Origin of the sequence: Ruegeria sp. R14_0, assembly GCF_017743975.1 — a bacterium.
In the GTDB taxonomy this organism is placed as follows: Bacteria; Pseudomonadota; Alphaproteobacteria; order Rhodobacterales; family Rhodobacteraceae; genus Ruegeria.
Genome location: NZ_JAGHRC010000007.1, coordinates 24,904 through 44,741, shown reverse-complemented (window position 1 = coordinate 44,741; position 19,838 = coordinate 24,904). Strand labels below are relative to the sequence as shown.

Below are 19,838 nucleotides of genomic sequence, written 5' to 3'. Positions count from 1 at the left end.
CAGAATCGGCATTTTCCAAAGCGTTCAGCTTTCCCGCTCGCGATCTTTTGCTTCATGTTCAGCGCGAATACGGGCCAGTGCTTCGCGCAACAAAGGGATACGGTTTGGCCTAAAGCTTTCATCCGCCACAGACATTTCCCGGATCCGGTCCAGCCGGAAGACTCGGAAGTCTTGGCGCAGGTGGCACCAGGAAATCAGGACGCTGGCGCGGTCCATATAGACTATGCTCAGCGGATTGACCTTGCGGCGGGTGTCGTCGCCCTTGGCATCTGTATAGGCGAACTCGATCGTACGCTCGTCCCACGTGGCCTGGCGCAGGTCGGCAACCGCGATCGTCGGCTTGGCCGGGCGGTCAAATCGCGTCGCCGTCAGGACGGCATGGCTCAGGCGATGCGATTGGCGTTGTGGCAGGCGGCCCTGTAGCTTGCGCAGCACGTTGCCGGCCGCATCGGACAGACCGGGATCGCCAATAGCCTGAACCTCGCGCAGCCCCAGAACCAGCGCCTCCAGCTCATCATCGGTGAACCCAAGAGGCGGCAGAGTGGCATCTTCGATCAGCGTGAACCCAAACCCGGCCTCTCCGTCGATGACCGCCCCAAGCCCGCGCAGGGACTCGATATCGCGGTGAACGGTGCGAGGTGACACGCCCAGATCCTGGGCCAGTTGTTGGGACGTCTTGGGTGACGGGCCAGAGCGCAGGGCTTGCATCAATTGGAATAGGCGGGCGGTACGGGACATAGCGCAGATTAGCCTAAACCTAATGACAATATCTGTCATCAGGCGGCGCTATTTATCGGACATCCCCAATCCCGGAGGCCCCGATGCTGACTCTTTTGACATTTCCCGCAGCCTTTGGCCTGTTCAGCGCCAGCCCTTTTTGCGTCAAGTCCGCCTATATGTTGCAGCGCTCTGGCCAAAGCTGGCAGCGATCCGATCTGCTGAACCCGGGCAAGATGCCCCACCATAAGCTGCCAGTCCTGCGTACGCCGGACCGCCTTGTGCCCGACAGTGACTTGATCCGCGACTGGCTTGAGGCGCAGGGCGCTGATTTTGACCACGGTCTCACCGACATTCAAAAGGCGCAGTCCCGCGCGCTGATCCGCATGGCCGAGGAACATATCTATCACCATGTGGTGCTGGACCGCTGGGGCAATGATGCCGTCTGGCCGATCCTGCGAGAGATGTTCTTTAGTGAAATCCCGTCTCTCATCCGCAAACCGATCTCAGGCGCGATCCGCAAATCCGTGTTGAAGCGTCTGGACGGACAGGGTGTATCGCGGTTCTCGGACGCCGAGCGGACCGACAGGTTGGAACGCGACCTCGAGGCGATCTCGGCATTCCTCTGGCAATCGCCGTTCCTGCTGGGCGAAACCCCCACAGCTGCGGATATGAGCGTGGGACCAATCCTGGGTGCCATGCGCGCGACACCAGCAGAAACCCCGCTGACCCGGCGGATCAAACAGGATAGGCTGTTGAACGATTATGTAGACCGGTTGGAACAAACGATACCGCTGTCATGAGACCTTTTGACGATCCCGCGGTTGAAGCCGCCTTTGACGCCTTGCCCGAAGACACCCGCAAAGGTGCTCTGGCCTTGAGAGAACTGGTGTTCGACACCGCGCAGGCTTTGCCAGATGCGCAGCCTTTGACCGAGGCGTTGCGCTGGGGACAGCCCGCCTATCTGGCTCCGAAAGGGTCAACCATCCGGCTCGGCGGGCACAAACAGGCGTCTTTTGCCCTGTTCGTCCATTGTCAGAGCCGATTGATGGGGGATTTCACATCCGCATTTCCAGACGAGGATCGGCTGGAAGGCAATCGGGCCGTCCTGTTTGACGACCCTGATCAGATCGATGACACCCGCCACGGCTGGTTAATTGCGCGGGCGCTGACCTATCACCTTTGACGGCGTTTGCGTTCGACCTTGCGCTTTATCTTGTCCTTCTTGCGCTTGGTGCTGACGGCTTTGCGCCGGGTGGATCGTTTGGCGGGGCCGCGTCCGCGCGGTAGGGCCTGATCATCGATGGACAAAAGCTCTAGCTCCAGCCCGCCGGTGACCGGCGTCGCTTCGGTCAGACGTACTGTAACACGCTGACCGATGGCGATGATCAGGCCGGTATCTGACCCCATCAGTGTCCCGGCCTCTCGGTCGAAATGGAAGAACTCGCGCCCAAGCGAACGCACTGGCACCAGACCATCCGCGCCGGTTTCGTCCATCTTCACGAAAGCCCCGAAGCGGGCAATGCCGCTGATCCGACCGGTGAACTCATTGCCCACACGCTCGCTCAGATAGGCGGCCAGATAGCGGTCGGTTGTATCCCGTTCAGCCATCATCGAACGGCGCTCGGTATCCGAGATATGTGTCGCGGTCTCATCCAGCCGCATGATCTCATCCTCGGTCAGACCGTCCTTGCCCCAGCCATGTGCCGAGATCAGCGCGCGGTGCACGATCAGGTCGGCATAGCGGCGAATGGGTGAGGTGAAATGCGCATAGTTCCGCAGGGCCAGCCCGAAATGACCGAAATTCTCTGGGTTATAGTAGGCCTGCGCCATCGACCGCAGGGTAGTCAGGTTTATCAGCTCGGCATCCTCAGTCCCGGCAGCAGCGTTCAACAGCGCGTTCAGGTGACGGGTTTGCAGCACCTGTCCTTTCGCCAGATTCAGCCCGGCCGCCTGCGCCGTTTCCCGCAGGCTTTCCAGTTTCTCGGGCGCCGGTTCTTCGTGCACGCGGAACAGCAGCGGGCGACGTTTGGCGATCAACGTCTCGGCCGCCGCCACGTTAGCGAGGATCATGAATTCCTCGATCAGCTTGTGCGCATCTAATCGTTCGCGGAAGGCGACGCTTTCAACCTCGCCTTTATCGCTGAGAACGATCTGGCGTTCCGGCAGGTCCAGCTCCAGCGGCTGACGCACGGAACGCGCCTTTTTCAACGCGGCATAGGCAGCGTACAAAGGCTTCAAAACAGGCTCTAACAAAGGCCCGGTGCGGTCATTAGAATTGCCGTCGATGGCCTCCTGCACCTCAGCATAATGCAGCGATGCGGCCGAGCGCATAAGGCCGCGCACAAAACGATGACCGATCTTGTTGCCGTCCGCGTCGATTTGCATCCGCACGGCGATACAGGCGCGCGGGACGCCCTCGTGCAGCGAGCAAAGATCACCGGACAAACGGTCCGGCAGCATCGGCACGACCCGATCCGGGAAATAGCTGGAGTTGCCGCGTTTGCGCGCCTCGCGATCCAGCGCAGTGCCGGGCTGCACATAAGCGGCCACGTCGGCAATGGCAACCCAGATTACATGGCCGCCGGGGTTCTTGGGGTCGTCATCGGCGTGGGCATAGCACGCGTCGTCGTGGTCCCGCGCATCCGAGGGGTCGATGGTCAACAGCGGCATGTCCCGCAGGTCTTCGCGGCCCTTCAGTCCGACGGGTTTGGCCTTGTCGGCCTCGGCAATCACCTTGTCGGGGAAATCATCCGGGATGCCGTGCTGGTGGATCGCAATCAGCGAGACGGCCTTAGGAGCCGACGGATCGCCCAACCGTTCCACAATCCGCGCACGAGGCAGGCCCATGCGGTTCTTGGGTCCGGCCTGTTCAGCCTCGACCAACTCGCCGTCTTTCGCGCCCAGCACTGCACCGTCATGGACCAGCCACTCGGTCTGACCCGTCTTGTCGATGGGCACGATCCGCCCGCCTTCGGCCCCTTTGCGGAAGATACCCACAATCTTGCGGGGATTAGTGCCAATACGGCGGATCAGGCGCGCCTCATAATTGTGGTCTTCTTCGTGCACCACGGTCAGGCGGGCCAGAATTCGGTCGCCTTCGCCCAAAGCGGGATCACTGGCGCGGGTGATCAGCAGAACAATCGGCTCGACCCCTTCGCCATGCCATTCCAGCGGGCGCGCAAACAGGTCGCCATCATCATTGGGTGCCTTCACCTGCAGCACGCTGACCGGCGGCAGACGATCCGGGTCGCGATAGCTGCGCTTGCGCTTTTCCAGATGACCTTCGGCCTCAAGCTCTTTGAGAATGCGTTTCAGATCGATCCGATCCGCGCCCTTAATACCAAAGGCCTTGGCGATATCGCGTTTCGAGGTCAGGGTGGGGTTCGCCGAGATCCAGTCCAGGACCTCCTGCTTGGTGGGAATGCGAGTCATACTTCCGGCCTATCACGGGTATGCGACCGCGTCATGACCAAAAAGCTCAGGGCTTCAGGTCGGCGACCGTATCAACGTCGCGCAGATGATCCAGCAAAGCCACCCGACATCCGGGCACCGAGGCCAAAGTGTCGGCCAGAGCGGTTTCGGTGGACCAGCGCACATTGCGGAACAGGCTTGTCGGCAAGGCCACGTATCGCTGCGCACCGACCAGCCAATAGCCCCCGTCCGGCGCGGGGCCAAAGACGAATTGAGCCCGCCCCAGTCCCGAAAACGCCCGGGCGATATGGCCGCGCGTGATCCCCGGGATATCCGCTCCGATCAGACAGACCGGCCCGGGCGGCATCCCCCGCAGCATCCGCCCCATGCGATCCCCCAGATCACCGCGCCCCTGCGCGGCACGTGGCAGATCGGCGGGCCATATCCGGCTGGTCAGCCCCTCGCGATCGGGTGCGACGGCCAGCACGATCTGCCACCGCGGGTCTCGCAACCGCCGGATCAGCGCGCGCGTTTGGTGGCGGAACCACCACGCGGCCCCAACCATGCCAACGTCGCGCCCCAGCCGGGTCTTGACCCGGCCCGGGCGAGGCTCTTTCACCATGATAACCAGCGTGCGTTGCATGAATCAGGCAAAGTAGTCCCGAAGGATACGCGAATAAATCGCCTTGAGTTGTTCAATCTGCGCCACCTCAACACATTCGTCGACCTGATGCATCGTGCGGCCCACGAGGCCAAACTCGACCACCGGGCAGTGGTTTTTGACGAACCGCGCGTCGGATGTGCCCCCGGTGGTCGACATCTCGGGGCGCACGCCTGTCTCGGCCTCGACGGCCTGTGCGACCAAGTCGGACAAGGGGCCGGGCGGAGTCAGGAAGCTTTCGCCTGAGATCTTGATGCGGACATCAATCTCGACACCGTAGGTTTCAGCGACCGCATCAGCTTCGGCCTGCAGCCACTCGCTGAGGCTGGCCCCCGAGTGCAGATCGTTAAAGCGAATATTGACCGCGCCGGAACACTGCGCCGGAATCACATTGGTGGCGGCATTGCCCGTGTCGATGGTCACAACGGCCAGGGTCGAGGCATCAAAGTGATCCGTGCCCTGATCCAGTTCGTGGCTGGCCAGTTGGTGCATCAGCCGCGCCATAGCTGGCAGAGGGTTCTTGGCCCGGTGCGGATAGGCCGAATGGCCCTGTACCCCGGTCACGGTGAACCACGCGGTCATCGACCCGCGACGCCCGATCTTCATCATCTCGCCCATGGTATTGGGGCAAGTCGGCTCGCCCACCAGACAGGCGGACATCTGCTCTCCGGCCTCGGTCATATAATCCAGCAACGCTGTGGTGCCGTCGATGGCGTCGCCTTCTTCGTCACCCGTGATCGCAAGAATTATCGCCCCGTCAGGAGGCGTATCGCTCACGAAATCCACAGCCGCCGCTGCAAAGGCCGCGACACCGGATTTCATATCCGTGGTCCCGCGGCCAAACATCACACCATCACGGATTTCCGCGCCGAATGGCGGCATCGTCCAGGCGGCTTCATCCCCGACCGGGACGACATCGGTATGGCCATTGAACCCAAAGCTGCGCGCGTGCCCTTTGTCACCCCATCGTGCAAACAGGTTGCTGACACCCCCCCGGTCCACGCGGGTACAATCGAACCCCGCGCCGGACAGAAGGTTCTCCAATAAAACCAGCGCTCCGCCCTCTTCGGGTGTGACTGATGGGCAACGGATCAGGTCTGCCGTCAACTTCACCGGATCTGTCATTTGCGTGCCCTTTTTCTTCGTTCCTGTACGGGTTCGCGCACAGATTCAACGAATTGCACCAATTGCCAACCCCCGAGCAGCGAAATGCGTATGCTTTTTTCCAATGTTCTCCGATTGAAACCCCAATAAAACTTGAAGGTTTACCCCGCGGACACCTTGCTGCACCTTTCAAATCTGCGTTAGAGGGCCGCGAAACAGGTGACTCAACGATGCTACGCGCGCTTTTCGTATGGATCTGCCTGACTTTCGCCGTTCTTGCGCAGCAAAGCCAGGCACAGACACTTTCGGTCACGACCGTGACCCGCCCCCCGTTTTCCTATGTCGAGGACGAGGCCCAAACCGGTTTTTCGATGGACCTGTTGCAGGCTTTGGCCGAGGCACTGAATTGGGACTATGCGGTCAACCGCGTCGAGTCATTTGGCGACATGCTGGGGGCCGTTCAGGACGGCAGCGCCGATTTGGCCGTGGCCAATATCTCAATCACGGCGGCGCGGGAAACACAGATGGACTTTAGCCAGCCCATCTTCGAGGCCGGGTTGCAAATCATGGTACCCTCGGAATCCGCGCGCTCGCCCTCACTGCTGCAGGCGCTATTGTCGGCTGAACTGTTCCTGGCCATCGGTCTGGCCTTTGCCATCCTGTTGGGTGGCGGCATGCTGATGTGGAGCTTTGAGCGCCGCGCCCAGCCTTATTTTGACCGCAAGCTGAACGAGGCGTGGTTCCCGTCGTTCTGGTGGGCGCTGAATCTGGTTGTTAATGGCGGCTTTGAAGAACGTATGCCACGCACGCCGTTTGGCCGGTTGCTCGGCGTCATCCTCGTGGTGTCATCGCTGTTCATCGTTTCAGTCTTCACGGCACGTATCGCATCAGTGATGACCATCGAGGCCATCAGCGGCAATGTGAATTCGGTCAATGATCTTTACGGCAAACAAGTCGGCACTATTTCGGGCTCGACAGCGGCCAGTTTCCTGAACCGTCGCGAAGTTGAATTCAACGGCTATGGAGATCTGGACAGCATGCTGGCCGCTTTCCGTGAGAAAGAGCTGGATGCAGTCGTCTTTGACGCGCCAATATTGTCCTATTTCGCGTCGCATGACGGCCGCCGGATTGCCACCATGACCGGCGGTATCTTCCTTCGAGAAAACTATGGGATCGCCTTCCCGACCGGCTCACCTCTGGTCGAGGACGTCAACCAGGCGCTTCTGGCGCTGCGCGAAGACGGGACCTATGACGAGATTTACCGCAAGTGGTTCGGGGTGCGGAACTAAGCCGGTTCCTCGTCCCCGAAAAACGGGGTCATCTGCGCCACGATCACGGCATTTTCGTCCAAAGCACGCTGCATCAGGGCACGTTCGTCAGGGTCGATATCGTGGCCCTGCGCTTCACGTTCAGCCAGGGTGCCATAACCGGTGACATCCAAAGGCGCGGTATCGGCCTGTTTCAGGATCGCAACGGTTTCGCGCACCGCCTCGGCCTCATCCACACCGCTGGCAAAGCACATCAACGCCGCCCCGGTCGCACCTTCGGGCAGGCCATCGCCGTCTTTGCGGCCGATCTGAACGAGCAATGTATAGACTTGCTGACGGGACGGTTTCTTTTGCTTTTCCATGCAGGGGGCCATAGCCCCGCACCCGCGCGCGGTCAAGCAGCCGGGAATTGCAGGACGGATGCTGCGCGTCCATAGTGCCCCCAAAACCAGTTCAGACCGAAAAGGATACTTTTATGGCCTATCCCGATTTCATCACGGACTTTCCAGCCCTCGACGTGCCGTTCCCAGAGGAAGTCGTGCAAACTGCCGTGATCCGCTCAGACGCCGGTCTGGTCGCGTTCTTCACGTTTCTCAAGGACTTCGAACTGCCCTTGCATTCGCATAAGGCGCAATGGGGCACGGTGATTGAGGGTGAGGTCGAACTTACAATCGGCGAGGCCACCAAGACCTACCGCCCCGGAGACAGCTATTCGATCCCGTCCGGTGTCGAGCACGGTGGCACGATCAAGGCCGGAACCCGCGTCATCGACGTGTTCGAGGAACCGGATCGCTATCCGATCAAAGGCAAATAAAAAAGGCCGCAGCGCGTTGCTGCGGCCTGTATTCGGGCTGCTCGAAACTTAGTCGCGCAGCAGTTCGTTGATGCCGGTTTTCGACCGAGTCTTTTCGTCAACCCGCTTCACGATCACGGCGCAGTAAAGGCTGACGTTGTTCTTCGACGGCATCGAGCCCGCAACAACCACCGAGTAGGGCGGTACTTCGCCATACATGACTTCGCCGGTTTCACGATCGACGATCTTGGTCGATTTGCCGATGAACACGCCCATGCCCAGAACCGAGCCTTCGCGAACGATACAGCCTTCGACCACTTCGGAGCGCGCACCGATAAAGCAGTTGTCCTCGATGATGGTCGGGCCAGCCTGCATCGGTTCCAGCACGCCGCCGATGCCGACGCCGCCCGACAGGTGCACGTTCTTGCCGATCTGTGCACATGAACCAACAGTGGCCCAGGTATCAACCATGGTGCCCTCGTCGACATAGGCGCCCAGGTTCACGAAGGACGGCATCAGCACAACGCCGGGTGCGACGTAAGCCGACTTGCGAACCACGCAGTTCGGAACCGCGCGGAAGCCCGCGGCGCGCCACTGGTTTTCGCCCCAACCGGCGAACTTGCTGTCCACCTTGTCCCACCAGCCGCCGTCCTGCGGACCGCCCGACTGAATTTCCATGTCCTTGATGCGGAAGCCCAGCAGAACCGCTTTCTTGGCCCACTGGTTCACATGCCAATCGCCGTTCTCAAGCTTTTCGGCAACACGCAGCGAGCCACTGTCCAGCGCGTTCAGCGTATCCTCGATCGCTTCGCGCTGTTCACCGGTGGTGGCGGGCGTAATAGTATCGCGCGCCTCCCAGGCGGCCTCGATAGCGGTTTCCAGTTGCGCGTTGGACATCGGGTTGCTCCCTGCAGAATCTGTTCACGTTTGTTTGGCCTATACGCAACTGCACCTCGCGGTGCAATGCGACGCAGAAAGACCAAATTGCGTCCAGATCGCTGTGGATCAGCTGGCCCGCCGGATATGACGCGTCAAAATCGAAACGGCGGTCGTTGTATCCTTGCGTTTCAGGGCCTGAACAATGGCCGCATGATCGCTGTCTGCGCGCTGTACCCATTTGGGGCGCCAATGGGCAAACAGGTGGCGTGCGCTGGCGATGTGCAGGTCATCAATGGCATGCAACAGGCGCGGCAACCCGCAGGGCGTCAGGATTGCGCGGTGAAAGGCGCGGTTGCGCGCCTCCCAATCGGGCATCGTCTGCGCCGCGTCACACGCGATGCGCGCCTCGTCCGCCAGTTTGATCGCGCCGGGCGACATATTCTGGACCGAGTGCTGCAAGGCCAGCGACTCCAACGCCACGCGCATCTCGATCACTTCGCGCACCTCAGCCGGATCCAGCGCCGTGACACGCATACCCCTGCGCGGCTCGCTTTGGGCAAGGCCATGCGCCTCAAGCCGCAGCAACGCCTCGCGCACCGGGACGTGGCTGGTGTCAAAGGCGCGCGCAATATGATCCTGACGCAGCTTTTCACCGGCCAGCAATTCGCCGGTGATGATTTTCTGGCTGAGGTTCTGGTAGATTGAGTCGGCGATCGTGGCGGTCATAGATTATCGATAAAATTCTTAACCTGCTTCCACAAGCCGATAATTCACTCCAAAAACGGATCAGGAGAGATATTTCCACCGCAAACCAGAACCGCCACGCGTTCACCCGGCTGCGGCCTGTAAGCGCCCGAGGTCAAAGCGGCCAATGCGGTCGCGCCTGCGGGCTCAACCAGAATGCGATGGCTGCGCCACAATAGCTGCTGCGCCTCTGCAATTGCATCGTCCGACACCAGCACCGAGGTCATGCCTTGCGCCAGACCGAAACAGATGCTGCCGATCCTCCGGGCGCCCAGCGCATTGGCTGCAATCCCTGACACCGAGACGTCCACAGGCTCGCCCGCTTGCAACGCCGCATTCAGCGCGCAAGAGGTTTCGGGCTCGACCGCGACGACCTTTCTTGCGCCGTCAAACCAGGCAAGAGCCCCCGCGATCAGACCACCACCGCCGACAGCGACCAGAACAGTGTCAGCCTGCAATCCTTGCGCGTCCCATTCCCGGAAACACGTCCCCTGCCCTGCAACGGTTGCGGCGGCATCATAGGCATGGATTTGCATTGCACCGCTTGCTGCCTCGTGTTCCTGCGCGGCATTCAGGGCGTTGGCGTATTCGCCCTGCACCACCGTCAGGTCCGCGCCGGTCTGTTCGATCAGGGCGATCTTGGAGGGTCCCGCAAGCTCGGGCACAAAGATCTTGGCCGGATGGCCCAGCGTTTGTGCCGCATAAGCCGCCGCTGCGCCGTGGTTGCCGCCTGATGCAGCCACAACGCCCGCCTCGGGCACTTTATGACTCAGCAAAGTGTTGAACGCCCCGCGCGCCTTGAAGCTGCCGGTGTGCTGCATGTGCTCCAGCTTCATCTCAATCGGGTCATCCAACCCGGGCACACGGCACTCCATCACGGGTGTAACCTGCGCATATCCATCGATCCGTTCGGCGGCTGCGGAAATTTCGTTCTTCCAATTCATTCTTGTACTTCCGTGACTGGCACTCTGCCCGCGAACCCTATAGCTGTTTTAGGAACACGCAAGCAGGGAACCATCACCGATGAGAGAAGACCGCCTGAGCCCATTCCGCGACGCACAGACCGACCGCTCGACCGCGAGCGAGGTGCCGGACACGCCGCAGACGCGCTCATCCGCTTATCGCCTTGCCTTTGCAGATGACGATTTTCTGTGTCGGGACGAACTGCGCCCCGTGCGCCTGCAGCTGGAATTGCTGAAACCTGAAATGATCATGTCCGAGCGTGAAATCACTTCGACCATCGTCATGTTCGGCGGCGCACGGATCCCTGAACCGTCCAAGAAACACACCGCCCGCACGGAAACGCTGGCCAATCTGTCCGAGTATTACGACGAAGCCCGCGAGTTTGCGCGGCTGATGACCGAGAAATCCAACGAAACCGGTTGCCGCGAAAACGTGATCGTTACCGGTGGCGGTCCCGGCGTGATGGAGGCCGGGAACCGGGGCGCGCAAGATGCAGGTGGCTGTTCCATCGGGTTGAACATCGTGCTGCCGCACGAGCAGGCACCCAACCTTTACGTCACGCCTGATCTCAGCTTTAACTTCCACTACTTCGCCATCCGCAAGATGCACTTCCTGATGCGCGCCCGTGCCATCACCATCTTCCCCGGCGGCTTTGGCACGATGGACGAGCTGTTCGAATCCCTGACCCTTATCCAAACCGGTCGGATGGAGCGTGTGCCCTTCCTGCTGTTCGGCCGGGAATTCTGGGAAAAGGTCATCAATTGGGCGGCACTGGCGGATGCAGGCACGATCTCGGACGAGGATCTGGACCTGTTCCGCTTTGTCGACACCGCGCAAGAGGCGGTCGACATCATTGAGAACTGGGAACCCGCCCCTGCCCGCGACGAAATTCCAGGACGCTGAGGCATGACGAAGCCCAAGACCGGTCAGATGCTGCACCTGCGCGGCAATGCATTGTCCAAGGGTGAATCCGTGGCTCTGCCGCTGACGCAAAGCAGCATGTATCACCTGCCGGGCGCGCCGGATGGCCACCCAACCTACGGCCGAGTCGACAACCCGACATGGGTGCATCTGGAACACGTGCTGGCCCATCTGGAAAACGCGCCTTGCCTGACTTTTCCGTCGGGCATGGGTGCAATCTCGGCCGCGTTGTTTGCGACGGTCAAAGCAGGGTCCCGCGTCCTGATCCCGGCGGACGGCTACTATGTCACGCGGCTGCTGGCCGACCGGTTCCTGTCGAACCTCGGCGTCTTGGTCACCGAACGCCCAACGACCGCGTTTGATCAGGGCGGTTTCGAAGGGTTCGATGTGGTCTTTCTGGAAAGTCCTTCGAACCCCGGGCTGGACATGATGAACCTGCCTGCCATCGCCTCTGCCGTACGCGCGGCCGGAGGGATCACCATCGCCGACAACACGACCATGACCCCGCTAGGCCAACGCCCACTGGATATGGGTATCGACGTTGTGGTTGCCTCGGACACCAAGGCGATGGGCGGGCATTCGGACCTGCTGATGGGGCATGTCGCCAGCCATGACGAGAAAATCATGGAACGGGTGGAAGAGTGGCGACGCGTATCCGGTGCGATCCCCGGCCCGCATGAGGCATGGCTGCTGCATCGTGGGCTGGAAACGCTGGATGTACGGTTCGATCGTATGTGCTCATCAGCGCAGGTTCTGGCGGAACGGCTGGTCGATCACCCGGCGGTTAAAGCCATCCGCTATCCCGGCCTGCCGGGCGACCCGTCGCACGCGCTGGCCAAAGCACAGACGACCCGGTTCGGGTTCCTGCTGTCGATCACGTTAGATTCTGAAGAAAAAGCCGAGAGCTTTATCAACGCCTGCCCTCTGCTGCGACCTGCCACGTCTTTTGGTGGCGTCCACAGCTCGGCCGAACGCCGCGCCCGCTGGGGTGACGACGTTGATCCGGGTTTCGTGAGGCTCTCGGTTGGATGCGAACCGGTCGAAGAACTGTGGCAGGCCTTCGAAACCAACCTGAACGCGCTGTAATTACTTCTTGGGCTCGCGCAATTCCTTGAACACATAGATCGGCAGCACCACGCTGGCGATCAATGCGCCCAGCCAGACCAGAAGCGTCGCCGCCAGCAGGTTGGAAATTCCGCCAACCGTCAGCCCGTTGGTGACCAGATCGGTGACCAGAAGGCCAACGAAAGTCACGATCAGGGCAATCCCGCCCTTAATCGCCGGGGCGCGTTTCTCGCCCAGCTTCAGGATCAACGGTTCGGCAATCCACTGGACCAGCGTAAAGACGATCACCACCACGATGAACGAGATCGGTCGGATCGCAAATTCCGGCAACAATATCGCGGCAAGCAACAACCCGATGGCATTACCGGCCAACAGGGCCAGAATGGACTTGAGTCTGCGTGTCATGGGGATCTCCGTCAGCGTTCACTTGAAAACATGCATATGTTAACAGACCCGCAGGAATTTGCGAGCGGTTTCAAAAGCCTCTTCCTTTTGGCCCTTTGAAAACGCATGATAAAACCATCCTGTTCAGCCCGACCCGCGAGAGGTGAGATGAGCGACGATCCCTATTCCGTCCTTGGTGTTACCAAAGACGCCACCGATGCCGAGATCAAAAAGGCCTATCGGCGCATCGCCAAGGAATGCCACCCCGACCTGAAACCGGGCGATGCCGAAGCCGAGGCCAAATTCAAGGCCGCTGCCGCAGCCTATGATCTGCTAAAAGACCCGGAAAAGCGGGGGCAGTACGACAGGGGTGAGATTGATGCCTCGGGTCAGGAACGCCCGCAACAACAGTATTATCGTGACTATGCCGAGGCCGCAGGAAACCCCTATCGTGGACGCACTGCGGACCCGGACGATATGTCGGACATCTTCGCCGAATTCATGCGGGGTCGCGGGGGATACGGTCAGCGCACCCACGAATTTCATGCGCCGGGACACAACCGCAACTACAGTCTGCAGATCAGCTTTCTGGATGCGGTATTCGGTGCGAGTCAAAAACTGACCCTGCCCGATGGTGACCGGATCGAAGTTAAGATCCCGGCGGGCATCACTGACGGGCAAACGATCCGCCTGCGCGGCAAGGGGGATCCGGGTTTTGGCGAGGGACCTCCGGGCGATGCTCTGGTCACGGTCTCGGTCGCCAAGCACCCTGTCTTCGACCGTCAGGGCGACGACATCCACATCACTCTGCCGATCACCATCGACGAGGCTGTTCTGGGCGGTAAAGTGCCGGCACCCACCATTGATGGAGGCGTCAATGTCAGCGTTCCGGCCGGTACCAGCAGTGGCAAGACCCTGCGCCTGCGTGGCAAGGGGGTCAAAAAGCGCGGTTCGTCCGATCGCGGAGACCAATTGATCGAACTGACGATCGCGATGCCTGACCAGATCGATGATGAATTGAAGAAATTCATGGAGACATGGCGCGAAACCCACAGCTATGATCCACGGAAAGGAATGCCGTCATGACCCGCACCCTGACCGAAGAACAGCTGATCTCAACTGTCACCCGTCTGACATCGTCTCGCCTGACCGAATATCTGGCCGCTGAGATCGTCATCCCCGAACAAACAGATCAGGGGCTTGTGTATCACAGTCTGGATGTTGCGCGGTTGGAGTTGGCCTGCGAGCTGCATGATCAATACGAAATGGAACCCGATGCGCTGTCGATGATGATCTCTCTGATCGACCAGATGCACGGCCTGCGCGCGGAACTGCGCGAGGTGCTGAGCGCGGTCGAGGCGCAGCCCGAACCGGTGCGCCAAACCTTGATTGAGGTTATCGGCACCGCCCGGTTTGGCCGCAGGTGATCGGCGCTCAGTTTCCGACTGCGTAATCCTCGGGCACGAAGAACGTGTAATCCCGGTCGGCCACCGCTTCGTGGCAAGCATGGCAATAGGCAACCGCAGCGGCACGTGCGCCCATCGTGTCACCGAACAGCGACCCATCTGGCATCACCATGATATAACGCCAATCCGCTGTATCCGGGTTGGCACCTTCGGCGAGTTTTTCCATCACGAACAATGCACCGGGATGAATATTGCCCTCATCTGTCACGGTGACACTGTCTTTGGCCAGCACCGAGCCCATCGGCAGTTTTTCACCTTCGGCCAGAGTGCCATAGTTGTGCGCCATGCGATTTGCATAGCTGTTCACATAGCGCTGACCGTGCGTCGCCGAGATGTACGGAGCATCGTTAAACAGCGGCCACGCCTGATAGTTGATCAGCTGATCCAATTGCGCGGCAGCATAGCCACGCTCCATCCGCCGCTGCAGGGACTCATAGATGCGCAGGGCATCTTCCTTGGACAATTCTGCAGGGTTTTCGATGGCGAGGTGCGCATCCTCACCACTGGATTGCGCCCCTACCCCATGCGCGACAATACCCGCAAGGAACACGGCCACAAGAGATGTCGAAAACGACTTTTTAAATTGGTAAAACATTTACTTGGCCCACCTGGTTTATAAGGTTCGCCTGAACGCCGCGAAAAAGGTAACTCAAAAGTAGCGGCCATGAACAAACGCGCCACAATCGGCTGGTGGACCTCACCGCTTTGTGCGCAGACGTGAGGCAACAACACCCGATTTCAGCCCCTAAAACATATCAAATCTCGCATACAAATGACAGCGGACAGAATATTAATTTCTGTCCGCGCATTGCACAAATCTTGGGCGGATTAGTTTTGCAGGCCTGCTTCGGCTGCGATCTGCTTGCGTGATTTACGCGCCCGCTCGGTGGCCGACTTCAGCTGGCCACATGCGGCCATGATGTCCTCGCCCCGTGTTTTGCGGATGGGGGAAGCATATCCGGCCTGATAAATGATATTGGCAAAGGCCCGGATGCGGTTGTTCGAACTGCGCTTGTAGGGCGCTCCGGGCCATTCATTGAACGGGATCAGGTTGATCTTTGCGGGGATGTTATGGCGCTTGATATGCGCGATCAGACGGTGCGCATCCTCATCGCTGTCATTCACACCGTCCAGCATGACGTATTCAAACGTGATCCGCTCGGAGTTCGAGGCCTTGGGGTAGCTGGCCAACGCTTGCAGCAGCTCTTCGATGTTCCAGCGCTTGTTGATCGGCACCAGCACGTCGCGGGTTTCATCCGTTGTGGCGTGGAAGGAAATCGCCAGCAGACAACCGATTTCCTCGGCCGTGCGCGCGATTTCAGGCACGACGCCCGAGGTTGACAGAGTGATCCGGCGGCGTGACAGAGAAATCCCCTCGGGGTCCATTGCGATCTTCATCGCATCGCGGACGTTTTCAAAATTGTAGAGCGGCTCGCCCATTCCCATCAGAACGATGTTCGACAGCAGGCGGGTTTCATCCTTTGGCGCGCCTGGGACGGGCCATTCCTCAATATCGTCGCGGGCCATCATCACCTGACCGACAATTTCAGCGGCCGTCAGGTTGCGCACTAGTTTCTGCGTGCCCGTGTGGCAGAAGGAACAGGTCAGCGTGCAGCCGACCTGAGACGAGATACACAGCGTGCCGCGATCTTCTTCAGGGATATAGACGACCTCGACCTCATGCCCGCCGGCAATACGGCACAAATACTTGCGCGTGCCATCCTCGGACACCTGACGCGTCACAACCTCGGGGATTTCGATGACAAACGTTTCCGCCAGCTGGGCACGATAGGCTTTGGCCAGATTGGTCATCTCGGCAAAGTCGCGCACGCCCCATTGGTAGATCCATTGCCAGATCTGCCCGGTTCGCATCTTGGCCTGTTTTTCCGGCGTGCCGTGTTCGATCAGTGCTTCGCGCAGCTGATCACGGGTCAGACCCACAAGGTTCACCTTCCCCTCCGGCAATTTGCGGGGGATGGTCATGACGTCTTGAGTGATCGGCGCTTTGGGCGACATGGGCTTGTCTCAACGGATTCTGGCTTGGGATGCGCCTCTATATAGGATCGCGCGCAAAGATCAAAAGAAATCGTGACGCTTAATCTGCCATACGCAGCAATTCGTCGACACGCGCGCGCCCCAGATCCACCCGACAGGACGTAATTCCAATACCCGTGCCTGATCCGCCGCCGAACCAGGCGCCGACTGCCTCGCATTGCGTATCGCGATAAGCCTCCCACGCGGCTTGTGCGGCTTCCAGGGCAGGCTGCGCAACAACGCGCCCGGTTACCTCATCCAGCTCTTGCACTGCGGCCAGAGCAAATGAGTAACTTTCTGCCACCGCTTGGTTTACGCGGTCTTCCATTTTGGACACGCAAGCGCCGATCTCAACCTGCGAGCCCGCGTCCGAGCATTCCAGCGTGGGATCGGCAAATGCCGCAAGCGGGGCAAAACAAAGAAGAACGGCGAAACGCATGGCGGACCTCATGAATCAAAACGATCAGAATAAGCGCGAGGCTAACACAGGATCGCACAAGATGGCTTGAGTTCCGTTGGGATTAATTGGTGCAGCGTTTTTCCGCGTCTTCAATCGCGGCCGTGAAGCCCAGCAAAGAGAACGTGTCCTTGGTCTGCGTGCCACGCTCGGATCGCGCGGTCAAAACAGCCTCGGTCCCGCGTTTCATGGCTGCAACAACCTTCAGGTCTTCGCCTTCAGTTGCTGGCCAGGCCCATTCCCCTTCGGTGATCAACTCGAACTGGGTTCCGTCGATCTCAAGATTGACGGTCGACCCAGAGGCGAAAGGATAGCCGCCGGTAAAGGTCACCTGACCTTTGACCTCGGCATTCGGGCGGTAGAACACGAACAACAGGATATCACTGCGGCGCACCGAAACCACGCGACCACCGCGCGTGTTTACGGTTTCTTTGGGGGCAGACACGCTCCAGCATTCGGTGGGATCGTCTTCGACGAAAACGCTCCAATCCGTTTTCGCCGCCACGCGATTTGTGCTTGTCGCCTGCTGAGCGATTGCGGTTGTGGCCATCCCTGCCACGCACAGGCCCGCGATCATACGGACGAGTTTTGATCCCATCTGTCCAGCCTCCTAGCTCGACCTAATACCTCATACCCATCGGAGATGCGTTCGAACTCTGCCGGTTCGTCTGTAAGTTGCGTATTCCGATGATTGTCGACATACACACACTAACGCAGGTTTCGCCACAGGCGAAAGGGCGATTGGCAGAATTTTGCGCATATTCAGGAGGGGCCAGATGACGCAGCCAGTACCAATGACAGAACTATGGCGTGGCCCATTGCTGGAAAGCCTGCATCTTGGCCATGCGGTGATCTGTGATGACAGCGGCCAAATCGTTCAAAGCTGGGGTGATCCGAACGCAGTGATTTATCCCCGGTCTTCAGCAAAAATGATCCAGGGGCTGCCGTTGATTACATCTGGTGCCGCTGCCAAGTATGGCCTGAACAGCGAACATCTGGCGTTGGCCTGCGCCTCACACAACGGTGCGCATATTCACACCGATCGCGTCACCGCGTGGCTGGATCACCTTGGGCTGGCAGAGCACGATCTGCGGTGCGGCCCGCAGGAACCTGATGACATGGCAGCGCGGGACGGGCTGATCCTTGCCGACGACACGCCCTGTCAAATTCACAACAACTGTTCGGGCAAGCATTGCGGTTTTCTGACCGTGGCCCAGCATATGGGGGCCGGGCCGGAATACCTTGAGATTGATCATCCCGTTCAACAGGCCTGCTTGTCCGCTATTGAAGAAACAACCGGTGAGACCAGCCCGGCCTACGGCATCGACGGCTGTTCAGCGCCCAATTTTGCAACCTCTTTGACAGGTCTTGCGCGCTCAATGGCGTGGTTTGCCTCAGCCGCCGACCGATCAGACCGGGCCAGCGATGCAGCCCAGCAACTGACCGCCGCCATGGTCAAACATCCTGAACTGGTCGCCGGTGAAAGCCGCGCGTGCACCGAACTGATGCGCGCAATGAACGGTCGCGCCGCGATCAAGACCGGAGCCGAGGCGGTGTTCGTCGCCATCATTCCTGAGAAAAAGCTGGGCGTTGCACTGAAAATTACCGACGGCACGACCCGCGCCAGCGAATGCGCAATTGCCGCCATTCTGGTCAGCCTCGGGGTGCTGGAGGCCGAACACCCGGCCACCCGCAAATTCATGAACGCGATCCAGTATTCCCGTCGTGGGATTGAATGTGGCGTGATCAAACCTGCGCCGGGGTTTCCCGGCTAAGGCTCACATCTCGATCTCGTGCACCTCGGCCACCTCGACCGAGCCCGAACCGTTGACGACCATGGGGCAGCCTTTGGCCATCTCGGTCGCGGCGTCGATGCTGTCGGCTTTGATAACCGTAAAGCCCGAGGCCGGATTGGCCCCGCCATTGTCAACGACGCCGCCCGAACTGACCGTATAGGACTGACCTACCGGATTGCCGGGGATATCCAGAGCGTCGCCCATGTTCTGGAACCACGCACCCCAGGCGGCCATGGTCGCTTCGACTTCGGCCGGGTCGGTCGGCGTGGTTCCACCGTGATAGACAAACAAATATTGGGGCATTTCTCTTCCTCCGTGATGAAAACCTATTGAAATTGCGCTTCGAGCTTGCGCAGCGACGATGTCCAACCAGAATTGTGGTTGGCTGCGATCTCATCATCGCCAAGGTCGCGGTGATCCAGAATCAGGCGGGCTCCCTCCCCCGCCGGTTCGACTGTCAGCGTCACGTGGCTTTCAGCGCCACGCTGGTCCTGATCATCATGCCACCCCCAGGTGAATCCGACCGATTTAGGCGGATCGACATGGGTCACCTGACCCGACACTTTGTATCGCTGGCCTTCTTCATTCACCATGACCGAGTACCATGGCCCAAGGCGCGAGAAATCCAGATCATGTTCCGGCACATGCAGCCCCTCTGGACCCCACCACTGCAACAGCTTTTCGCCATCGCTGATCCATGCAAACAGGTTTTCTGGCGAGGTGCGGAACTCACGTTCCAGTTTCAGGTCGGCCATGAATTTTCCCTTTCAATGAGGTCACCCAGACGATCGAGGCTGTTTTCCCAGAACTGACGCTTGGAAATGGTCCATTCGGCGATCGCGCGCAGCCCGTCGGGTTGGATAGAATACATCCGCTGCGTGCCCTGCACGCGCTGTTGCACCAGCCCGGCCTCGCGCAGCACTTTCAGATGGCGCGAGATTGCAGCGCCCGACATTCCCCGCCCTTCGATCAGGTCACCGGCGGGCAGCTCGCCGTCCTGCATCAGCTGCTCGACAATCGAGAAGCGGGTGGCGTCAGACAACGCGGAAAATGTGGTCAGAAGTGTGTTCATGACCACTGTTTAACATACTTGTTAAATAAAGGGAAGGCCCACTTTAAGCCGTACCGCAAAGGCCCGATGGACCGCCTTTAGCGGTTGATTTCCCGCAGTC

25 protein-coding genes are annotated in these 19,838 nt (G+C 59.8%); 9 read left to right on the top strand and 16 right to left on the bottom strand.

Annotation, left to right across the window (positions count from 1 at the left end; all coding sequences use genetic code 11):
* Window positions 1-24: 24 nt before the first annotated feature.
* A complete protein-coding gene (locus J7416_RS17630; RefSeq protein WP_209226673.1) occupies window positions 25-738 on the bottom strand; it encodes a YafY family protein in 714 nt (237 codons plus the stop codon).
* An 83-nt stretch (window positions 739-821) separates the two neighbouring features.
* Here J7416_RS17630 and J7416_RS17625 point away from each other — a divergent pair, with 83 nt between their 5' ends.
* Together J7416_RS17625 and J7416_RS17620 are read left to right on the top strand one after the other, a co-directional pair.
* Window positions 822-1,520 (top strand): glutathione S-transferase family protein, encoded by a 699-nt coding sequence (locus tag J7416_RS17625; protein WP_209226672.1) that lies wholly within the window; start codon window positions 822-824, stop codon window positions 1,518-1,520.
* Window positions 1,517-1,903, top strand: a complete 387-nt coding sequence (locus tag J7416_RS17620) for a DUF1801 domain-containing protein (RefSeq protein WP_209226671.1) — start codon at window positions 1,517-1,519, stop codon at window positions 1,901-1,903. Before J7416_RS17625 ends, J7416_RS17620 begins: the two co-directional genes overlap by 4 nt.
* Here J7416_RS17620 and rnr read toward each other — a convergent pair.
* From rnr to dapE, 3 genes are read right to left on the bottom strand one after another with little or no spacing between them, the layout of a single operon-like run.
* A complete protein-coding gene (gene rnr, locus J7416_RS17615) occupies window positions 1,894-4,152 on the bottom strand; it encodes a ribonuclease R (protein ID WP_209226669.1) in 2,259 nt (752 codons plus the stop codon). The genes J7416_RS17620 and rnr overlap by 10 nt on opposite strands.
* A gap of 46 nt (window positions 4,153-4,198) precedes the next feature.
* Complete coding sequence (locus J7416_RS17610; RefSeq protein ID WP_209226668.1) at window positions 4,199-4,774, bottom strand: TIGR04282 family arsenosugar biosynthesis glycosyltransferase; 576 nt, start codon at window positions 4,772-4,774, stop codon at window positions 4,199-4,201.
* Between the two features lie 3 nt (window positions 4,775-4,777).
* Window positions 4,778-5,917 carry a succinyl-diaminopimelate desuccinylase gene (dapE, locus tag J7416_RS17605; RefSeq protein ID WP_209226667.1) on the bottom strand — a complete coding sequence of 380 codons (1,140 nt, stop codon included), beginning with the start codon at window positions 5,915-5,917 and terminating at the stop codon, window positions 4,778-4,780.
* Window positions 5,918-6,126: 209 nt separating this feature from the next.
* On the opposite strand from dapE, the gene J7416_RS17600 reads away from it, so the two are divergent.
* On the top strand, window positions 6,127-7,185 hold the full coding sequence (locus tag J7416_RS17600; protein WP_209226665.1) for a transporter substrate-binding domain-containing protein: 1,059 nt from the start codon (window positions 6,127-6,129) through the stop codon (window positions 7,183-7,185).
* Here J7416_RS17600 and J7416_RS17595 read toward each other — a convergent pair.
* Window positions 7,182-7,526, bottom strand: a complete 345-nt coding sequence (locus J7416_RS17595) for a hypothetical protein (protein WP_170388822.1) — start codon at window positions 7,524-7,526, stop codon at window positions 7,182-7,184. The two genes, J7416_RS17600 and J7416_RS17595, sit on opposite strands and share 4 nt — an antisense overlap.
* A gap of 113 nt (window positions 7,527-7,639) precedes the next feature.
* Between J7416_RS17595 and J7416_RS17590 the strand changes: the two genes are divergently transcribed.
* The gene (locus J7416_RS17590) at window positions 7,640-7,978 is read left to right on the top strand and encodes a cupin domain-containing protein (protein WP_209226663.1); all 339 of its coding nucleotides are present in this window, start codon (window positions 7,640-7,642) and stop codon (window positions 7,976-7,978) included.
* A 48-nt stretch (window positions 7,979-8,026) separates the two neighbouring features.
* Here the strand turns inward: J7416_RS17590 and dapD are convergent, their stop codons facing one another.
* The 3 genes from dapD to J7416_RS17575 form a co-directional block, all read right to left on the bottom strand.
* The gene (gene dapD / locus J7416_RS17585) at window positions 8,027-8,854 is read right to left on the bottom strand and encodes a 2,3,4,5-tetrahydropyridine-2,6-dicarboxylate N-succinyltransferase (RefSeq protein WP_209226662.1); all 828 of its coding nucleotides are present in this window, start codon (window positions 8,852-8,854) and stop codon (window positions 8,027-8,029) included.
* A gap of 108 nt (window positions 8,855-8,962) precedes the next feature.
* Complete coding sequence (locus tag J7416_RS17580; RefSeq protein WP_170427608.1) at window positions 8,963-9,562, bottom strand: GntR family transcriptional regulator; 600 nt, start codon at window positions 9,560-9,562, stop codon at window positions 8,963-8,965.
* 44 nt (window positions 9,563-9,606) lie between these two features.
* A complete protein-coding gene (locus tag J7416_RS17575; protein WP_209226661.1) occupies window positions 9,607-10,524 on the bottom strand; it encodes a threonine/serine dehydratase in 918 nt (305 codons plus the stop codon).
* Window positions 10,525-10,603: 79 nt separating this feature from the next.
* Between J7416_RS17575 and J7416_RS17570 the strand changes: the two genes are divergently transcribed.
* Window positions 10,604-11,446 carry a TIGR00730 family Rossman fold protein gene (locus J7416_RS17570; protein ID WP_209226659.1) on the top strand — a complete coding sequence of 281 codons (843 nt, stop codon included), beginning with the start codon at window positions 10,604-10,606 and terminating at the stop codon, window positions 11,444-11,446.
* Window positions 11,447-11,449: 3 nt separating this feature from the next.
* Window positions 11,450-12,550 (top strand): cystathionine gamma-lyase, encoded by a 1,101-nt coding sequence (locus tag J7416_RS17565; protein ID WP_209226657.1) that lies wholly within the window; start codon window positions 11,450-11,452, stop codon window positions 12,548-12,550.
* Here the strand turns inward: J7416_RS17565 and J7416_RS17560 are convergent, their stop codons facing one another.
* Window positions 12,551-12,934: a hypothetical protein gene (locus J7416_RS17560; RefSeq protein WP_209226656.1), complete on the bottom strand. Its 384-nt coding sequence runs from the start codon at window positions 12,932-12,934 to the stop codon at window positions 12,551-12,553.
* A gap of 147 nt (window positions 12,935-13,081) precedes the next feature.
* On the opposite strand from J7416_RS17560, the gene J7416_RS17555 reads away from it, so the two are divergent.
* Together J7416_RS17555 and J7416_RS17550 are read left to right on the top strand one after the other, a co-directional pair.
* Window positions 13,082-13,999, top strand: a complete 918-nt coding sequence (locus J7416_RS17555; protein ID WP_209226654.1) for a J domain-containing protein — start codon at window positions 13,082-13,084, stop codon at window positions 13,997-13,999.
* Window positions 13,996-14,340, top strand: coding sequence for a hypothetical protein (locus J7416_RS17550; RefSeq protein WP_209226652.1), 345 nt, complete (start codon window positions 13,996-13,998; stop codon window positions 14,338-14,340). Before J7416_RS17555 ends, J7416_RS17550 begins: the two co-directional genes overlap by 4 nt.
* Window positions 14,341-14,347: 7 nt before the next feature.
* On the opposite strand, the gene J7416_RS17545 is transcribed toward J7416_RS17550, so the two are convergent.
* From J7416_RS17545 to J7416_RS17530, 4 genes are all read right to left on the bottom strand, one after another.
* The gene (locus J7416_RS17545; protein ID WP_209226650.1) at window positions 14,348-14,974 is read right to left on the bottom strand and encodes a cytochrome P460 family protein; all 627 of its coding nucleotides are present in this window, start codon (window positions 14,972-14,974) and stop codon (window positions 14,348-14,350) included.
* A 233-nt stretch (window positions 14,975-15,207) separates the two neighbouring features.
* Window positions 15,208-16,395, bottom strand: a complete 1,188-nt coding sequence (gene rlmN / locus J7416_RS17540; RefSeq protein WP_209226649.1) for a 23S rRNA (adenine(2503)-C(2))-methyltransferase RlmN — start codon at window positions 16,393-16,395, stop codon at window positions 15,208-15,210.
* A 79-nt stretch (window positions 16,396-16,474) separates the two neighbouring features.
* Entirely contained in the window at window positions 16,475-16,852 is a 378-nt protein-coding gene (locus tag J7416_RS17535) for a lysozyme inhibitor LprI family protein (protein WP_247744363.1), read from the bottom strand.
* 82 nt (window positions 16,853-16,934) lie between these two features.
* Entirely contained in the window at window positions 16,935-17,468 is a 534-nt protein-coding gene (locus J7416_RS17530) for an invasion associated locus B family protein (RefSeq protein ID WP_209226646.1), read from the bottom strand.
* A gap of 178 nt (window positions 17,469-17,646) precedes the next feature.
* Between J7416_RS17530 and J7416_RS17525 the strand changes: the two genes are divergently transcribed.
* Entirely contained in the window at window positions 17,647-18,645 is a 999-nt protein-coding gene (locus J7416_RS17525; RefSeq protein WP_209226645.1) for an asparaginase, read from the top strand.
* A gap of 3 nt (window positions 18,646-18,648) precedes the next feature.
* On the opposite strand, the gene J7416_RS17520 is transcribed toward J7416_RS17525, so the two are convergent.
* The 3 genes from J7416_RS17520 to J7416_RS17510 are packed head-to-tail and all read right to left on the bottom strand — an operon-like array spanning window position 18,649 to window position 19,738.
* Window positions 18,649-18,969 (bottom strand): YciI family protein, encoded by a 321-nt coding sequence (locus tag J7416_RS17520; RefSeq protein WP_209226644.1) that lies wholly within the window; start codon window positions 18,967-18,969, stop codon window positions 18,649-18,651.
* A 23-nt stretch (window positions 18,970-18,992) separates the two neighbouring features.
* Window positions 18,993-19,421 carry an SRPBCC domain-containing protein gene (locus J7416_RS17515; protein WP_209226642.1) on the bottom strand — a complete coding sequence of 143 codons (429 nt, stop codon included), beginning with the start codon at window positions 19,419-19,421 and terminating at the stop codon, window positions 18,993-18,995.
* Window positions 19,409-19,738 carry a metalloregulator ArsR/SmtB family transcription factor gene (locus J7416_RS17510; protein ID WP_209226640.1) on the bottom strand — a complete coding sequence of 110 codons (330 nt, stop codon included), beginning with the start codon at window positions 19,736-19,738 and terminating at the stop codon, window positions 19,409-19,411. The genes J7416_RS17515 and J7416_RS17510 overlap by 13 nt, the downstream gene beginning before the upstream one ends.
* Window positions 19,739-19,838 lie beyond the last annotated feature (100 nt).

Excerpts from the sequence above, each read along its gene's own strand:
- rlmN (WP_209226649.1), bottom strand. The coding sequence starts at position 16,395 with ATGTCGCCCAAAGCGCCGATCACTCAAGACGTCATGACCATCCCCCGC.
- J7416_RS17530 (WP_209226646.1), bottom strand. The coding sequence starts at position 17,468 with ATGGGATCAAAACTCGTCCGTATGATCGCGGGCCTGTGCGTGGCAGGG.
- J7416_RS17565 (WP_209226657.1), top strand. The coding sequence starts at position 11,450 with ATGACGAAGCCCAAGACCGGTCAGATGCTGCACCTGCGCGGCAATGCA.
- J7416_RS17580 (WP_170427608.1), bottom strand. The coding sequence starts at position 9,562 with ATGACCGCCACGATCGCCGACTCAATCTACCAGAACCTCAGCCAGAAA.
- J7416_RS17570 (WP_209226659.1), top strand. The coding sequence starts at position 10,604 with ATGAGAGAAGACCGCCTGAGCCCATTCCGCGACGCACAGACCGACCGC.
- J7416_RS17525 (WP_209226645.1), top strand. The coding sequence starts at position 17,647 with ATGACGCAGCCAGTACCAATGACAGAACTATGGCGTGGCCCATTGCTG.
- J7416_RS17545 (WP_209226650.1), bottom strand. The coding sequence starts at position 14,974 with ATGTTTTACCAATTTAAAAAGTCGTTTTCGACATCTCTTGTGGCCGTG.
- J7416_RS17560 (WP_209226656.1), bottom strand. The coding sequence starts at position 12,934 with ATGACACGCAGACTCAAGTCCATTCTGGCCCTGTTGGCCGGTAATGCC.
- J7416_RS17630 (WP_209226673.1), bottom strand. The coding sequence starts at position 738 with ATGTCCCGTACCGCCCGCCTATTCCAATTGATGCAAGCCCTGCGCTCT.
- dapD (WP_209226662.1), bottom strand. The coding sequence starts at position 8,854 with ATGTCCAACGCGCAACTGGAAACCGCTATCGAGGCCGCCTGGGAGGCG.
- J7416_RS17510 (WP_209226640.1), bottom strand. The coding sequence starts at position 19,738 with ATGAACACACTTCTGACCACATTTTCCGCGTTGTCTGACGCCACCCGC.
- J7416_RS17610 (WP_209226668.1), bottom strand. The coding sequence starts at position 4,774 with ATGCAACGCACGCTGGTTATCATGGTGAAAGAGCCTCGCCCGGGCCGG.
- J7416_RS17515 (WP_209226642.1), bottom strand. The coding sequence starts at position 19,421 with ATGGCCGACCTGAAACTGGAACGTGAGTTCCGCACCTCGCCAGAAAAC.
- J7416_RS17590 (WP_209226663.1), top strand. The coding sequence starts at position 7,640 with ATGGCCTATCCCGATTTCATCACGGACTTTCCAGCCCTCGACGTGCCG.
- J7416_RS17625 (WP_209226672.1), top strand. The coding sequence starts at position 822 with ATGCTGACTCTTTTGACATTTCCCGCAGCCTTTGGCCTGTTCAGCGCC.
- J7416_RS17600 (WP_209226665.1), top strand. The coding sequence starts at position 6,127 with ATGCTACGCGCGCTTTTCGTATGGATCTGCCTGACTTTCGCCGTTCTT.
- J7416_RS17520 (WP_209226644.1), bottom strand. The coding sequence starts at position 18,969 with ATGCCCCAATATTTGTTTGTCTATCACGGTGGAACCACGCCGACCGAC.
- J7416_RS17575 (WP_209226661.1), bottom strand. The coding sequence starts at position 10,524 with ATGAATTGGAAGAACGAAATTTCCGCAGCCGCCGAACGGATCGATGGA.
- J7416_RS17555 (WP_209226654.1), top strand. The coding sequence starts at position 13,082 with ATGAGCGACGATCCCTATTCCGTCCTTGGTGTTACCAAAGACGCCACC.
- dapE (WP_209226667.1), bottom strand. The coding sequence starts at position 5,917 with ATGACAGATCCGGTGAAGTTGACGGCAGACCTGATCCGTTGCCCATCA.
- J7416_RS17595 (WP_170388822.1), bottom strand. The coding sequence starts at position 7,526 with ATGGAAAAGCAAAAGAAACCGTCCCGTCAGCAAGTCTATACATTGCTC.
- J7416_RS17620 (WP_209226671.1), top strand. The coding sequence starts at position 1,517 with ATGAGACCTTTTGACGATCCCGCGGTTGAAGCCGCCTTTGACGCCTTG.
- J7416_RS17550 (WP_209226652.1), top strand. The coding sequence starts at position 13,996 with ATGACCCGCACCCTGACCGAAGAACAGCTGATCTCAACTGTCACCCGT.
- rnr (WP_209226669.1), bottom strand. The coding sequence starts at position 4,152 with ATGACTCGCATTCCCACCAAGCAGGAGGTCCTGGACTGGATCTCGGCG.
- J7416_RS17535 (WP_247744363.1), bottom strand. The coding sequence starts at position 16,852 with ATGCGTTTCGCCGTTCTTCTTTGTTTTGCCCCGCTTGCGGCATTTGCC.